Source organism: Cellulophaga baltica, from assembly GCF_900102165.1.
Lineage (GTDB): Bacteria > Bacteroidota > Bacteroidia > Flavobacteriales > Flavobacteriaceae > Cellulophaga > Cellulophaga baltica.
In genome coordinates, this window is record NZ_FNBD01000002.1 from 25,376 (window position 1) to 42,453 (window position 17,078).

Consider the following 17,078-nt stretch of genomic DNA (forward strand, 5'->3'; position numbering starts at 1 on the left):
TTACAATTATGAAATGCATCAGGATTTATAAGCTGATAATGATAAGCTTTTTAATGGTTTGGTCTACCATAAGCATAGCCCAAAAAAAGAAGAATAGAGCTATAAAAGAAAAAACCAACACCATAAACTCCTACCCTTTTTCAGACCCTAAAAATGAAGGAAATTGGATTTTAAATAAAGAGATTAGCGATGAATTTGAAGGTACAGAAATTGACACTACCAAATGGTTTGTAGAAGGCCAAAATGGCGATTACTATATCTGGAAAGGGAGAGCTCCGTCTCAATTTGCACCCCACAACGTCATCGTAGAAGACGGTGTTCTTAAATTACGTACTCAATGGGAACCGGATTACCCTTTTGCACAAGAAAGTTATGCAGACGGTAGTAATAATGACACCTATGGCGTTTTTGAAGGAGAACCTTTACCTATAACAACGGCTGGAGTTGTTGGTAAAAAACGCTTCTTAAATGGCTATATGGAAGTAAAATCTAAACAAGGAAATGCTGCTATCACTGGAGCTTTTTGGGCTATTGGCTATGAGCAAGAGTTAGATGTCTATGAATTAATGGGGAATCCAAAAATAGACGGAAGTATAAAAGCTAATTCCTATTTAGCAACCGCTCATGATTGGAGCCCTCCTGCGGTAAGACCTACCAAAGTTTTTAATCATGTAGAAAACTTACCTTTTAGAACAGCAGACGATTTTCATGTTTATGGTGCGGAATGGGGAAAAGACTTTCTAAAATTATTCATAGATGGTAAAATGGTTCATCATTTTACCCAAGATCAAGTAGGAACAGATTGGGTATTAAATAATCCGATGGAAATATGGTTAGATTCTGAAATTTTTAAATGGTTAGGGCTTCCTCACAAAGAAGAGCTTCCTGTAGATTTTGAGATTGACTACATGCGGGTATGGCAAAAGCCAACAAGCAATCTATTAGCACCTGCATTTTATGGCTTTGAAGGTCCTATATTATTTGAAGAAAACCCGAGATCCTTAAAAATGGTTCCTGAAGATTCTGAACCTAATGATTATCAAAAATTTTGGTCTATTGATGAGGCTTCCGCTCAATATCTACGTATTGTTCATGGCGATTATAACTCGGGAGTAAATAGTTAAAATTTACAGGCTATGGCAAAAATGACTCTTTGGCGATTAATACTGTTAAACTAGTAAGCCCAAAAGGCGCTCTAAAAATACCTGCAGGAGAATTGAAGGTTTCCATGAACATTTGGTTAGACCAAGGACGTGTTGCTGATAAAATTCATGTTACACTAACCAATCCAACGATTAACTTGGTTTTTTCCGATCTTAAAAAATTACCTAGACGTGAATGGGTAACTATAGAAACAACAGTTAACAGAAACATGGCTTCTAAAGCAGATGATCAAATGATCCTAGAAATCAAAAAAGAAGATCTACCAGCAACAAAAGCTGCAAAGTTTTTTATTGATGATATTGAAATCAAAAAATAAGTCGTTTAGAAAAAAAATAATTCAGTATTTATGAATAATACTCTAAAAAAACCTATTGTCTCCAGCATTGATAATTCCTTGAGTCCATTTGTTCAACTAAAAAATATCAATCTAACAGATTGTCAATGGACCAGTGGATTTTGGGCTGAAAAGTTTAAAACCTGTGAAGAGGTGATGGTTCCCTACATGGGTGAGGTCTTGTGTGGTGATATTGGTCACGCCTTAAATAATTTTAAGATTGCTGCTGGAGAAAAGGAAGGAGAACATAAAGGTATGTTCTGGCATGATGGTGATTTTTACAAGTTCATAGAAGCCAAAATTTATGTTTACGCACAAAATAAAAACAGTAAAATTCTTGAAGAAATAGATAACTATATAAACATCATAAGCAAAGCGCAAGAAGCTGATGGCTATTTGCAAACCCAAATTCAATTACGTCCTGAGGTAGACCGTTACGAGAATCGTAAATATCATGAAATGTACAATACAGGTCACTTATTAATTACAGCTTGCGTGCATTATAGAGTAACAGGGCAACGTAATTTTTTGGACATTGCCATCAAGCATGCTACCCTATTGCATACCATTTTTATGCCTGAAACTAAACATTATGGCAGGTTTGGTTTTAATCAGACTCAGATAATGGGATTGGTAGAATTGTATAGAACAACTGACGATAAAAAGTATCTAGAATTAGCCGAACGCTTTATAAATAATAGAGGGAAATATGCGGTAGAACATACAGATACAACTATTGGATACCCTATTGGAGATATGGTACAAGAACGCACTCCATTAAGAGAATCTAGTGAGGCTGTTGGTCATGCTGTGCTAGCATTATATTATTATGCCGGCGCTGCAGATGTAGCTTCGGAAACTGGAGAAAAAGAATTGATTGATGCTTTAGATCGTCTTTGGGTAAATGTCACTCAGAAAAAAATGTACCTTACTGGTGCTGTAGGGCAAGCGCATTACGGCGCTTCTACAAATCTGGATATGATTGAAGAAGGCTTCATCAATGAATATATGATGCCAAATATGACTGCCTATAATGAAACGTGTGCCAATATCTGTAATGCTATGTTCAGTTATAGAATGTTAGGACTCCATGGCGAGTCTAAATATGCAGACATTATGGAACTTGTACTATATAACAGTGCACTTTCAGGCATTAGCATTAAAGGCGACTCTTATTTTTATGCTAATCCGCTACGAATGCTTAACAACACAAGAGATTACCATGCACATGAAAATGTTACAGAAACACCAAATAGAGAACCTTATTTAAGTTGTTTTTGTTGTCCGCCTAACTTAGTACGTACTATTGCACAAGTTTCTGGATGGACGTATAGTATCGCCAAAAATGGTATTGCTATAAATTTATTTGGCAGTAGTGTATTAAAAACAAAATTAGCAGATGAGTCAAGTCTAATTATGCACCAAGATACAGAATACCCTTGGAAAGGTTTGGTTAAATTAACCATTGAAGAATGTAAGGAAACCGCCTTCGATATAATGATCCGCATTCCGTCTTGGGCTATAGACGCAAAAATTATGGTAAACGGATCTGAAACGGATGTAGCCGTAACCGCGGGAAAATATGCTACTATCAATCGCATTTGGAAAAAAGGCGATACTGTCGTATTAGACATGCCCATGGAAATTCAAATAATAGAAGGTCATCCAAGAATTGAAGAAATTAGAAATCAAATTGCGGTAAAAAGAGGCCCTATTGTATACTGTATAGAATCTCCAGATTTACCTAAGCATACGAACATTTTAGAGGTCTATTTTGATAAAAAACAACCTCTAGTAGCGAAGCACCAGCCTGACTTTTTAGGTGGTGTAACTACCTTAGAAGGCGAATTATTAGTGCGAAAAGATAAAAGTGAAAGTATGTATAGAACAGTTCAAACACCTGAATTTGAAACGTACAAAACACAGCTAGTTCCTTATTTTGCCTGGAGTAATAGAGGGCAGGCAGAAATGACGGTTTTTATGCCCGTAGTCTGGGAGTAAAAGCTTGCACTATCTTTTATAAAAAACCCACTATAACTTAATTGCTATAGTGGGTTTTTGCTTCTTTAAGTTCTGATCGATCTATATTACACCAACTTATAATCCATTAAAGGTAAATTCTTATACCTTTTTCCTGAAGCTTTAAAAATAGCATTTACTATTGCTGGTGCAATTACAGGAACACCCGGCTCCCCTACTCCAGTTGGTCTCTCACTATTTTCTACAATTTCCACATGAATATTTGGCACTTGTGGCATTCGTATCATTTGATAATCATGAAAATTGCTTTGCTCAATAGCTCCGTCTTTAGCCGTAATTTTACCATAAAAAGCTAAGGACATTCCGAAAATTGCAGCGCCTTCCATTTGAGCCGTAATCGTATTCTTATTTACAGCTAGACCACAGTCAATCACAGAGTGTATATTATGCACTTTTACTTTATCATTGATAACAGAAACTTCCACTACAGAGGCTACATAGGATAAAAAACTATAATGTACCGCTAATCCCATAGCATGACCTTCTGGTAACTCTTTACCCCATTCAGCATTTTTAGCTGCCGTTTTTAAAACATGCTTTAATCGGGCCGTATCATATTTATAATCGTTTTGAGTCTCTTCTATTCGGTCACTACCAATAAGATTTAGTCTAAATTCTAAAGGATCTATACCTGCTTCATGCGCTAGTTCATCTGCAAATACATTGATAGCAAAGCCATGCGGTATATTTATCACAGAACGCAACCATCCTATTCTAACATGCGCTGGGGCCTTTCCTGTTTCAAATTGCATATTTGGAATTTCAAAAGGCACATTGGCAGCACTTGCGGCCTCCCAAGATGCCGGCTCATCTGCACCGGGACTAAAAGTAGACCCAATAGAAGGAAATGCAAAACGATGCAACCAACCCGTAACTTTTCCGTTTTCATCTAAGCCTCCTTTCATGTATTGTGATGCCACTGTATGATAATAGCTGTGTTGAATATCATCTTCACGGGTCCAAACTACCTGAACAGGAGCATTTATTGCTTTAGATATTGCTGCAGCTTCAACCACATAATCAGGTTTAGATTTTCTTCCAAAACCGCCTCCTAAAAAAGTAACATTAACTGTTACATTATCTTCGGAAATTTCTAAAAAATCACTTACCTCTGTTCGGGTACGTTGCGGTTCCTGTGCAGGCGCCCAAATCTCACAGCTACCTTCTGTAACCCAAGCCACAGCATTTGGCACCTCCATAGGAGCATGTACCAAATGTGGTAATTGATAGGAACTCTCAATTGTTTTAGAAGCCTTTTCAAATGCTTGATCCACATCTCCAAGACTTTTTACGACAGCACCCTTTTTATGAACATTTGCCGTAATCTCTTCCATATATTTTTCAGAATCGTAGGCTTTATTATCACCTAAATCCCATACTACTTCTAATGCATCTCTTCCTTTAAATGCTGCCCATGTATTAGTTGCAACTACAGCAACACCTCCTAAGGGTCCAAAAGGTTTAATTATCATCGGAATTTCCACCACATCTATAACCCCTGCAATTTTTAAAGCAGCTGTTTTATCAAAAGAAACCACTTTTCCAAAAGCTACTGGACATCTCTTAACTGCCGCAAATTTCATTCCTTCCAATCTGGCATCCAAACCAAATACAGCACTACCGTTTGCTAGATTTTTCACATCTTTACTGGTTAGATATTTGCCTATATATTTAAAATCTTTCGGATCTTTCAACTGTACCTCTTCCGGAACCTCCAAGGTTTTTGCAATTTCCACCAAATCTCCAAAAGCAATTTTATCGCCTTGAGTATTAAAGATAAAATGATTTTCTGCATGACAGTCTTCTGCGGCTATTTCCCATTTTTTAGCTGCTGCTGCAATCAGTACGGCTTTTGTTGCCGCTCCGATTTTTCGCATTTCTTCATATAGGAGTCGGACACTTTTAGAACCATCTGTATTTTGGTCACCATAATTTACATCACCAACAGCCTGAGAGATACGAACTCTATCCCAATCAGCTTCCATCTCATCTGCAATCACAGACGTTAAAGAAGTACGTACTCCCTGCCCCATTTCTGATCTAGAAGCTACTAAAATTAAAGAACCATCAGAATTTAATTGAACAAATAAATTTGGATTAAACGCGATAAGTTCTTTTGTTTCTACAGAACAACTATTAAAGAGACTTGCGCCTGAGGCTATAATTAACCCTCCAGAAGCCAATCCAATGCCTTTAATGAAACTTCTACGGCTTACATTTTGTACATCTTTCATACCTATCCTTTATTTTTTAATTCTACAGAATGATTAATCGCATTTTTAATCCTTTGATAGGTGCCACATCTACAAATATTTCTCCCCATGGCATTATGAATATCTTCTTCCGTTGGATTTGCTTTTGAAGTTAATAATGCCGTTGCGGTAATTAACTGTCCTGATTGACAGAAACCGCATTGTGGTACATTAAATTTCTCCCAAGATTTTTGAAGACGTTGTAAATTTTCTTGTTCGCCTTCTACCGTAATCAATTCTTTACCTACTGCTAGAGACACTGGAAGCTGACAAGAATTAATAGCATTACCATCCATCAACACCATACATGCGCCACACAAACCTTTACCACAACCAAATTTGGTCCCTGTAAAACCAATAATATCTCGTATAACCCAAAGTAGCGGCATGTCTTCCGCAGCATCTACTTGATGTTCTTTTCCATTAATTTTAAGTGTAACCATATATCCTTTCGTTAAAACCTATTTTATCTGAACAAATTACGTCAAACATTATAGATAAAAATAAAGATTTTTCCCCATTATGGGTACTATTTTAACCATTATTTGAAGGACTCCCCCTCAATCAAGACAATGTATGATTATAATACCAGGAATTATCTAAGCATTGTAGATGATAAAGGCTTTGAGATGCACAACCAAATAATTGCATTAATTTACTAGGGTAAGATAGTTTAAGAAGAAGATAAATTACAAGAAGTACAAGTCCTTTAAATGATTGTACTTTGAGTCCATCTAATTTTATGAACATGATTAATTATCTGAAAATTTTTATCCTTTTGGCTATTCTGAGTAGTTGTAAAGAACAAGAGGTAAAAAAAGATACAATTAAAAAACAACCAAACATTCTTTTTATAGCCATTGATGATTTAAGACCCGAACTAGGAGCCTACGGTTCTGATATTGCTATCTCTCCTAATATTGATGCCTTGGCCGCTGATGGTTTGCTATTTAACAATGCATACTGTCAGGAAGCTATCTGTAGTCCTTCAAGGGCTAGTGTAATGACAGGAGCACGCCCAGAAACCTTACGTGTCATTGAAAATTACTCCTATTTCAGGGATCTTAATCCAGCTATAAAAACCTTACCGCAACATTTACGAGCCAATGGCTACGAAACGGTCTATACCGGTAAGATATTTCATCCTGGATATACCGATGAAGCATTATCCTGGAGCAGAAAAGCAGACCCTAATAGTATCGCTGTAAGAGCACCAAGAACTCCTGGAGGATTTAAACTGGTTAAAAACCAAGAACTTTATAAAAATAATAGTGCCGAAATGGCAAAAAAATACGGAAAAGAATCTTTAAAGAGCGGTTTAGGCCGAGGTCCTGCTTATGAATTTGTAGACCTGCCTGACAATGAATACGAGGATGGCTATAATACAGATTTAGCCATTGCTACGCTAAAAGATATAATTAAAGAAGGAGACAAGCCTTTCTTTCTAGGCTTGGGTTTTTTAAAACCTCATTTGGATTGGGTAGCTCCAAAAAAATATTGGGATTTGTATGATGAAAAAGATATCAAATTAGCAAAAGAACCACAGGGCCAAAGGATGGTGCTGAGATGGGATTACATGCTTCTTTTGAATTAAGAGCGCGGGCAAATATTCCGAATGCAGGAGAAATAAACGACGCACAAGCCTTAGAACTAAAACACGCCTACTTGACTTGTGTAAGTTATATAGATGCACAAATAGGAAGAATGATTACAGCTTTAGACGAGGCTGGTATCCGCGACAACACAATTATAGTTCTTTGGAGTGATCACGGATGGCACTTAGGCGATATGGGAATCTGGGGAAAAGCTACCAATTATGAGATAGCAACAAGAGTACCTTTAATTGTTTGGTCTCCTGATATGGCAAAAGAACATCGGGGTAAAAAAACAAATGCCTTAGTAGAGCTTGTAGACATGTATCCTACTTTATGCGATTTAACTGGGGTTTCTATTCCTGCAACGGTGGAAGGTCAAAGTTTTGCACCCCTATTAAAAAACCCCGACCTACCATGGAAAAAAGCAGCTTTTAGTCAATTCCCTACTCCTGCGTTACGTGAATGGGCGGCAAATCCATTATCTCAAGGAATGCGTGAAACCTACTTCGGCCCCTTAATAGAAAAAGTAGAAGAGCGCATCATGAATCAACAAGGTGATAAGTGGGATAGAGATTTATTCGAAAATAGGTTGATGGGCTATTCTATGCGTACCCAAGAATACCGTTTTATCGTCTGGAAAGATTATACACAAATGGATAGCGAGCCTGTTTTTATAGAATTATATAATCATAAAACTGATCCTTCAGAAACAATCAATATAGCGAAGGAAAACCCGGAATTAGTGGCTGAGTTGATGCTGCAATTCAACCAAGGATGGCAAAAAAATGAGGCGCAATTAAATTAAGAAACTATCATTATGAGCATTAGAAATATAGTACTTTTTGTAGTTATAAGCCTACTTACATTTAATAGTTGTAAAGAAAAAGAAAAAAATACCACTGATCTTGCAGAATATAAAACCCCACTAAATCTACCACCAAATATTCTATTTATATTATGTGACGATTTAGGCTATGCCGATGTAGGTTTTAATGGGTCCACGGATATAACCACTCCAAACCTTGATCAATTAGCTCAAGATGGTTCTATTTTAACTTCGGCTTATGTTGCTCATCCTTTCTGCGGACCTAGTAGAGCCGCTTTGCTTACTGGCAGATACCCACATACCATTGGCTCTCAATTTAATTTACCTGCCAATGGTGCTTCTACCGGAAAAGGAATTACTGCTCAAGAACAATTTATTAGCGTACCCATGCAAGAAGCTGGTTATTATACAGGCGCCATTGGCAAATGGCACCTAGGAGAGACAACAGCATATCATCCCAATAATAGGGGATTTGATGATTTCTATGGGTTTCTTGCTGGAGGACATAAATATTTCCCAGAAGAATACAGACAACAATATAAGCGACAAAAAGAAGCTGGCGCGAAAATTATTAATGATTACGTACTCCCTTTGGAACACAATGGCACTACCCTTCAAGAAAATGAATATTTAACGGATGCCTTTTCAAGAGAAGCTTCTCGTTTTATACGTGAAGCTAAGAATAAAAATAAACCTTTCTTTTTATACCTAGCTTATAATGCACCACATGTACCACTGGAAGCTAAAAAGGAGGATCTGGATAAATTTAAACATATTGAAGACAAGGATAGACGAACCTATGCGGCTATGGTTTACGCCATAGATCGCGGGGTTGGTAGTATCGTTAAAAATTTAAAGAAAACTGGCCAATTTGAGAATACTTTAATTATTTTTTTAAGTGATAATGGCGGACATACGGGTCATGGAGCGAATAACTTTCCGCTTACGGGAAGAAAAGGAGATACCTGGGAAGGTGGTTATCGAGTACCTATGTTTTTTCACTGGCCTAACAAGGTTCCTAAAGGGCAAAAGTTTGATTTCCCTGTTTCTTCCTTAGATTTTTATCCTACATTAAACTATTTAGCCGGAGCAACTATACCTGAAAACAAAATTCTAGATGGTAAAAATATTTGGGAGGCATTTACTTCCAATCAAAATCCACATGACAAGGAGACACTTTTTGCCATGCGCCATCGTGAAGGCTATACTGATGTTGCTGCTAGACAAAACGATTGGAAAGCTGTAAAAGTCCATCAAGAACCTTGGAAACTTTATAATATTACGAATGACATCAGCGAAAAGACAGACTTAAGTACTGAACAACCAGCAATCTTAGAAAAACTAGTTACGGAGACCGAGAATTGGAGCAAAACACACACAGAGCCCTTATGGTTTGATCCATTGTATTTAGAGCAAATGTGGAACGATAGTACCATGGCAACATTTAATCAAACTTTTAAAATATCACAAGACTAAGGATCCTAAATCCTCTAAAAATAAAATCTATGTTTCAGCAAAAGCTTACCAACTTATTTATTTTCTTTAGTATTACCCTATTGTCACAGCCATTCGCCACTAAAATTTATGGGCAACAACATAGCAAACAACTCAGCTTCTCGGAAGTTCATAAAGAGTTTCCTAGAGAGGAAAAAAACTTAAGAAAATGGGGGGCACCTGTTATTGCTGATTTAGATCAAGATGGCTTCTTAGACCTTTTATTAAATGACCATGGTTTTAGTATAAAAGTTCTTTGGAATAATAAAGGCATATTTGAAAAACCTTATGATCTTATTATGGGCGATATGCACGGTATAGCTATAGGAGACTATGACTTTGACGGCAATTTAGAACTCATTCTTGCCAGAGGTGGTGGTTCTGGAAGTAATGCACGAAATTCTAAACTATTTAAAATAGATACCCAACGTAATTTTAGCACTGTTGCCGATTTCGAAACTCCTTTGCACCTAATGCGCGGTAGGACCGTGAAATTTATAGATGGAGATAACGATGGCGACCTAGATCTTCTCAACTTTGCCTTTCCCGATGCAGAAAAAAGAGGTGCAAGTGAAAATTATATTTATGAGAATAGTAATAACCACCAATTAGTGCATACTACAAATTTACCAGCAATTAAAGCAGACGGTCAAAAAACGCTAATCACAGATTTTAATAATGACAGCATTAAAGATATCATTTTATACGGGAATGGAAATATAAAAATATACAAAGGCAATGGTGATTTAAGCTACACGGAGGTTACCGCTAAAATTTTGAAAAAAGATATTGATAATGTTACGGGTGTCGCTGAAATAGATTTTGATAATGATGGTGACTTTGACCTTTACTTTACTAGAGGCAAAGATTTTGAAGTTGGAGAAACATTTTATGATGCTAGTAGAAAAATTCTCGGTTTCTATACCAAAAGGGGACCTTTTAAATTAGATCCCTTAGAGGCTGGTGAAATCCTAAATATGGAGAACCTACAGTCGCAATGGCCACAAAAAACATTGTACATCGGCGAATCGGCTTATGAATATGAATTTCCTGGAGAAACACATTCTGGCAGAACTATCCGATTGGTAAACAGTGATGCTTTAGGATTTCCAGACAGCTTTTCAGAAAAAGGGACCTATATTGGTTATATAGGAAACAACAAGTGGATGCTTGCAGGAGACATTTGGTCTCCTGCAACTGGAATCTTGCATGGGATTAAAAATTATACAGCAACCGCAAATCCCGAAGGGCTTAATGATATATTGTTAGAAAACAAAAAGGGCACGTTTGAAGAGGTGACTGAAAAACACAAGCTATTTTTTAAAGAGCATACGGCAGGCATCACTGTAGCTGATTTAGATAATAATGGCTATCAAGATCTTATATTAGTTCCTAGAGGAGATTTGATTCACGAAATAAACGCAACGATATTTCTAAATATGGGTGCTGGAGTATTTACTCCTATCAGTGATCATATTGTCGTGAGCCCAGAACTAGGGGCCATAGGAATGGGCATAGAAGCTTTTGATTATAATAATGACGGTCATATTGATTTACTTCTGGGACACGATAGAGGAAAATGGCATTTGTTTAAAAACGAAACAGCTAGTACAGAACACCACTATTTAAAAGTTGCTGTTAAAAGTGCGCCTTCTGGAGAAGCCACGGCACTAGGTGCTACCATATCTGTAGAGAATTGTCTAAATAAACAATCGAGAATTGTTGGTGGTACTAGCGATGGCTATTCTCAAAGTTTCAATAACCTTATCCATTTTGGATTAGGTACTTGCAAGAAGCCACTGTCTATTACAATAACTTGGTCTAACGGGGAAGCACTACATAAAAAAGTTTCAAAATTGAATACGCAAATTTCATTAGGTAGTGAGTAGAAGTTTGCAGTAGCTTTATCCTAAAAAAAATCCCATGCCTACGGGGTGACGAGATCTCAAATTACAGCTCTTGTATGGCCATGTATTTCAGTCCCCCTTTTCTCTTCAATTTAATTACGCGACTCTAAAATCTGTCCAAAAATTTGCAAATCAACATATTAGCCCTAAATTTTTTATCAAACTACCCCAATTCTATCGTGTTTACATCAAAAGGGTTAAAATAATGTTACTGAAAGGTAAAATTGATAATGAGTATGGCATTAATTTCCGTTTATTTTGATAACTGAATCTAAATTTTATCAAATACGCAATTTAAGAGGTTTATTTTATCAATCTAAAAACACGAAAGACACGAGTACAACTTAAGTACCCTAAACAATTATTCTAAAGTTTAGCCATTACCTGACGTGTTTGTAGAGTGATGCAAATACTAAAACCAATCTTTAAAGTTTATTCAAAAAAAACTCACTTAATTACTCACAATTATGAAAAAACCAAAAAGCAAACAAAATGGAACTTACACTTCCATTAAAACAAAATACTGCCTGTTGCACGTATTTTTAACAGCCATGACTTTGGTGCCATTATCTGGATTTGCACTTGAGCTAGATAGCTCCATGGCATCCTGGAATTCTGAACAACAACAAACAATAACAGGTACGGTTTCCGATGCTGATGGTCCCTTACCAGGTGTAAGTATTGTAATTAAAGGAACTACTACAGGTACCAGTACTGATTTTGACGGTAATTACAGCATCAATACGGAAGGAAACGCTGTTGTCTTACAATTTTCTTATATAGGATATGCTACAAAAGAGGTTGCCGTTGGGAATCAATCTATAGTGAATGTAAGCCTTGAAGCTGATGCTCAAAACTTAGAAGAAGTAGTAGTCTTAGGGTACACCACTAGAAAAAGAGGAGAGTTAACCGGTTCAGTAAGTACTTTGAATACCGAAGAGATAGAAAACACTTCTAACAAGGATGTTGCTAAATCTCTAGCGGGTAAAGTATCTGGATTAATTGTTTCGGATAGAGGAGGTTACCCTGGATCTAATGATGACATCTCTTTATTGATTAGAGGTAAATCTACCTTAGGGAATAATTCGCCGCTTATTCTTATTGATGGTATTGCAGCGGGTCAAGGATCTTTCTCTCAATTATCACCACAAGATATAGCCTCTATTAGCATTCTTAAAGATGGTGCTGCTGCTATTTATGGTACGCGTGCAGCAAACGGCGTTATTTTAGTAACTACCCGAAGAGGTAAAAACGGAAAACCAAAAATAAACTTTTCTACATCCTACGGAATTTCTTCTTTTTCTGTTGCTCCTAAATTGATGTCTTCATCGCAATTTGCCACCTATGAAAATGAAATAGCCACTCGAAATGGAACAGCACCACCCTATTCTCAGGAGCAAATTGATAACTATGCTGCAGGTACAGATCCTATAAATTTTCCAAATACAGATTGGGCAGACCTTACCTTTGCCAAAACCGCTCCTGAATCTAGAAGCTCTTTATCTATATCTGGAGGTAGTGAAAATGTCAAATATTTTGTAAGTGGCGATTTAATTGATAGAGAAGGGATGTTCGCTTCTGGAGATTTGAATTTTCAACAAAAGCAAATTCGTTCTAATTTAGATATTACGATTACGGATAATTTTAAAATTGGAATCGATTTATCTGGAAGATTTGGTGAAACAAATGAACCCGGAGTGGATGCAAATAATATCTACAAACAAATTTACACCAACCAACCAACTCGCGTAGGTATTTATCCTAATGGATTACCCGCTGGTGTAGGCTTAGAAAACGGATCTAACCCGTATGTAATGGCAAGTAATGCGTCTGGTTTCACAAAACAAGTAGATAACGATCTTAGAAGTAGATTCTCATACAATTGGGACTTAAGTAAAATAACTAAGGGCCTAAGCTTAAATGGATATGCCGGTATCCGTAGGATGAATAACGATCAAAAATCATGGTACACACCTTGGACTACGTATGCTTTTGATGAAATCACAAATGAATATTTACCGTCTACGGGATTCTCTCAAAGAGGTAACGAAAGAATCTTAAGAGAAAGTTTCTGGAAATTTGATGAAACCCTATTAAATACCACACTTAGGTACGCAAATACTTTTGGTGACTTACACTCTATTAGTGGGTTTATTGGATATGAACAACAAAGTTCTAATTCTCGAAATTTCTGGGCAGAACGAAGAGATTTCCCAACAGCAGATCATCCAGAATTATTTGCCGGAAGTGACGAAGGGCAGCAATCATCAGGTATCTCTAGTGAAGCTGCTACCGTAAGTTACTTTGGATCCTTGTCTTATGATTTCGATAAAAAATATTTTATAGACCTAACGTTACGTCATGATGGTTCCAGTAACTTTGGACCAGGAAAACGCTTTGGAACCTTTCCAGGTGTAGCTGTAGCTTGGGCCCTAAATAAGGAATCTATCTTAGAAAATGTAAGCTGGCTTAATGCGCTAAAAGTTAGAGCTTCTTATGCCATAATGGGTAACGACCGTATTGGACCTTTTCAATATTTAACGCGTTTTGATTATGGTAGCGATATAAACGTTGCTCAACCTAATTATTATGTATTTGGTGTATCTGGCACGAGTTATAATGGGTATAGAAGTGATAACGTTCCGAATCCTGATGTAACATGGGAAACAGCTTACATGAAAAACATTGGTTTGAGTTATACTTTGTTTGATAATCGATTAAATGGTGATATCAATTATTTTAATCAAAATAGAACAGATATATTAGTGACAAGAGCAGCAGCTATCCCTGATGCTGCTGGATTATCGCTACCTGCAGAAAATATTGGAGAAGTAGATAATTATGGCTGGGAATTTGAATTAAGCTGGAGTGATCAAATCAATGATAACTTTTCCTATAACTTTGGAATGAACTACACTTTAGCTAAAAATGAAGTTAAATATTTAGCAGAAGCGTTAGATACTCCTGATGCGTTAAAGAGAGAAGGCAGGCCATTAGATTCTTATATTGTATATCCTACGAATGGTATTTTTAGAGACCAAGCTCAGGTAGATGCTACTGAAGTTAAATTGAATAATACGGTAGAAGGGGAACCTATTTATTTAGATACCAACGGCGATGGTGAGATTAGTTCCTTAGATCGCGTTCGTAAATTTACTTCTAACGTACCTCAAGTTCAATACGGATTTTTTGGAGGCTTCAAGTATAAAGCTGTAAACTTTAGCTTTTTACTACAGGGACAGGCTAAAGCAGAAACATTAGTGTTCTTTGATCAGTCTGGTGCAAAACCAGAATTTGTATACAACCAAAGATGGACACCTGAAAACAGAAGTGCTGCATATCCAAGAGCTTTTCAACAAGGAGATTCCTTTAGCGGTCAACAAAACAATGTAGCAGACGCATTTCAAGGAGCAGATTTCTGGTTAAAAGATGCGTCATTTTTAAGATTGAAAGAAGTAGAGATTGGCTATACCTTATCTAAAGATGTTATAAAAGTAGGTGACATAAAAATATTTGCCAGAGGTTTCAATTTACTTACCATGTTTTCTGATGTTTACAAACTGGGTCTAGATCCTGAAGCAGATGGTTACAACAACTTTAGAGGTAGTACCTACCCATCTTTAAAAACATACACGTTGGGTTTAAATTTTTCCTTTTAATCCAACATTATCAACTACCCTCATTTATTAAAATAAAAATGTAGCACCATGAAAAAACTAAAATTTATATATCTATTCGTCGCTTTTAGCATGCTTACAACACTAAGTTGTGAAGATATTTTAGATGTTGAAGCTTCAGATGCGTTTGCTGAAGATCTTATATATAGTGACCCCGTACAAGTAGAAAGGCTAGTATACACTGTATACAATAGTACTGAAAGTTGGGGTATAAATAAAGCCCAATGGTGGTCACGAAGGTTTAATATTGAAGCGGGATCTTTTGAAGCTAAATTCAATTTCAAAAACCTTGATCTATTCCGTTTAAGAGCGGGTTGGACCGACAGTAATGCTGGAATATTAAATGAAAAATGGAGAAACTATTGGGATTACATAAGGCTAGCTAATGAATTTTTGGACCGCATTGATGAAAGTGAAGCCATGCAGAAAGATCCTGAACATGTTGCTATCCTAAAAGCTGAAATGAGATTTTTAAGAGCAAATGCTTATAGTAAATTACTGAAATATTATGGCGGTGTACCTATTTTAGAGCGCGCCTTAGGACTAGATGATAACTTTCAATTGGTACGTAACAGTTATGAAGAGTGCGTAACTTTTATAGTGAACGAATTAGATGAGGCTGCAGCAGTCCTTCCTGAGAGTCGCCCGGATGTAGAGTTTGGTAGAGCAACTAAACTAGCAGCATTAGCTGTCAAATCTAGAACATTATTATATGCCGCTAGTAAGCTACATGATCCTAGTACGGCTCCAAATGGTCCTTTATATGATTATGCCAAAGCAAGCAAGTGGCAAGATGCTGCAGATGCAGCCAAAGCGGTTATTGACATGGTTGGTGCCAGAGACCTAATTGCCGTAAGCGATGCCACGGACTATCAGAATTTATTTTTAGCCCCAAATGAGGACATTCTTTTTGCTAGACCTTTTAGTGCTGCCTATTATGATTTTGGAACGGATGTAAATTCGCTTTGGGACCAAACACAATCCCCAAGCGGTTATGGAGGATGGGGATTATCATCACCTACTCATAATTTTGCCTTACAGTTTAATATGGCAGATGGTACACGTACTGACGCCGCAGGAAGTATTTATGATCCTGCAAACCCAAATGCTAATAGAGAAATGCGCTACTATGCTGATTTGAATTATCAAGGAGCACAGTTTCGAGGCCGCACGGTAGATTATGCCCTTGCGGATACTCCTAGCGCAACAACACCCGATGGTCCTGACTCCCCCAATGGTATTGTAGAAGGGATTGGCGTAAATCAAGAACACTCTTCTAAAACCGGGTATAATATTAGAAAATTTCAAGATGAAAGCCTTACCGCGCCAACAGACATAGCTGCACAGCGCCCCTTTATTCTATATCGTTTAGCTGAAATATATCTTAACTATGCAGAAGCGCAAGCGGAACTAGGTAATGATGATAGCGCTAGAATTTTTGTAAATAAAATTTCTAGTAGAGCATTGCAACCAGCTATCACAGCTGCTGGTGAAGAACTAAAAGAAGCAATTAAAAGAGAACGAAGAATTGAACTTGCATTTGAAGGGCATAACTTTTTTGATGAAAGACGTTGGATGAACGAAGAGCATCTGGGATTCCCTATTCAAGGACTTACTTGGACAAAAGCACCTGATGGTACTTTGTCAAATACGGAATACACTGTGGTGACAAGACCTTGGTTCCAAAAACATTACTATTTACCGATACCTGCTACTGAGGTTGAAAAAGCTCCTTCACTATTGCAGAATTCTGGGTATTAAAAATCTAGTTTGAAGTTGAGTTGAGACT

General features: G+C 37.0%; 11 protein-coding genes. 9 read left to right on the forward strand and 2 right to left on the reverse strand.

Features of this window, described 5'->3' with window-relative positions; translation table 11 throughout:
* Nucleotides 1-38: 38 nt before the first annotated feature.
* From BLQ19_RS03350 to BLQ19_RS03355, 3 genes are read left to right on the forward strand one after another with little or no spacing between them, the layout of a single operon-like run.
* Nucleotides 39-1,124 carry a family 16 glycosylhydrolase gene (locus BLQ19_RS03350; protein ID WP_254788193.1) on the forward strand — a complete coding sequence of 362 codons (1,086 nt, stop codon included), beginning with the start codon at nt 39-41 and terminating at the stop codon, nt 1,122-1,124.
* A gap of 29 nt (nt 1,125-1,153) precedes the next feature.
* Nucleotides 1,154-1,480: a hypothetical protein gene (locus BLQ19_RS21470; RefSeq protein WP_254788196.1), complete on the forward strand. Its 327-nt coding sequence runs from the start codon at nt 1,154-1,156 to the stop codon at nt 1,478-1,480.
* 30 nt (nt 1,481-1,510) lie between these two features.
* The gene (locus BLQ19_RS03355; protein WP_074537393.1) at nt 1,511-3,499 is read left to right on the forward strand and encodes a glycoside hydrolase family 127 protein; all 1,989 of its coding nucleotides are present in this window, start codon (nt 1,511-1,513) and stop codon (nt 3,497-3,499) included.
* A gap of 86 nt (nt 3,500-3,585) precedes the next feature.
* Here the strand turns inward: BLQ19_RS03355 and BLQ19_RS03360 are convergent, their stop codons facing one another.
* Nucleotides 3,586-5,772, reverse strand: a complete 2,187-nt coding sequence (locus tag BLQ19_RS03360; RefSeq protein ID WP_074537394.1) for a xanthine dehydrogenase family protein molybdopterin-binding subunit — start codon at nt 5,770-5,772, stop codon at nt 3,586-3,588.
* Between the two features lie 2 nt (nt 5,773-5,774).
* A complete protein-coding gene (locus tag BLQ19_RS03365; RefSeq protein WP_024479557.1) occupies nt 5,775-6,233 on the reverse strand; it encodes a (2Fe-2S)-binding protein in 459 nt (152 codons plus the stop codon).
* Nucleotides 6,234-6,538: 305 nt separating this feature from the next.
* On the opposite strand from BLQ19_RS03365, the gene BLQ19_RS21475 reads away from it, so the two are divergent.
* From BLQ19_RS21475 to BLQ19_RS03395, 6 genes are all read left to right on the forward strand, one after another.
* The gene (locus tag BLQ19_RS21475; RefSeq protein ID WP_254788199.1) at nt 6,539-7,384 is read left to right on the forward strand and encodes a sulfatase-like hydrolase/transferase; all 846 of its coding nucleotides are present in this window, start codon (nt 6,539-6,541) and stop codon (nt 7,382-7,384) included.
* The gene (locus tag BLQ19_RS21480) at nt 7,357-8,190 is read left to right on the forward strand and encodes a sulfatase-like hydrolase/transferase (protein ID WP_254788202.1); all 834 of its coding nucleotides are present in this window, start codon (nt 7,357-7,359) and stop codon (nt 8,188-8,190) included. Before BLQ19_RS21475 ends, BLQ19_RS21480 begins: the two co-directional genes overlap by 28 nt.
* Nucleotides 8,191-8,202: 12 nt before the next feature.
* Complete coding sequence (locus BLQ19_RS03380; RefSeq protein ID WP_083332171.1) at nt 8,203-9,687, forward strand: sulfatase-like hydrolase/transferase; 1,485 nt, start codon at nt 8,203-8,205, stop codon at nt 9,685-9,687.
* Nucleotides 9,688-9,716: 29 nt separating this feature from the next.
* Nucleotides 9,717-11,594, forward strand: coding sequence for a CRTAC1 family protein (locus tag BLQ19_RS03385; RefSeq protein ID WP_074537397.1), 1,878 nt, complete (start codon nt 9,717-9,719; stop codon nt 11,592-11,594).
* A 485-nt stretch (nt 11,595-12,079) separates the two neighbouring features.
* The gene (locus tag BLQ19_RS03390; protein ID WP_074537398.1) at nt 12,080-15,271 is read left to right on the forward strand and encodes a SusC/RagA family TonB-linked outer membrane protein; all 3,192 of its coding nucleotides are present in this window, start codon (nt 12,080-12,082) and stop codon (nt 15,269-15,271) included.
* A gap of 48 nt (nt 15,272-15,319) precedes the next feature.
* Nucleotides 15,320-17,050, forward strand: a complete 1,731-nt coding sequence (locus BLQ19_RS03395) for a RagB/SusD family nutrient uptake outer membrane protein (RefSeq protein ID WP_024479551.1) — start codon at nt 15,320-15,322, stop codon at nt 17,048-17,050.
* The last annotated feature ends 28 nt before the right edge of the window (nt 17,051-17,078 follow it).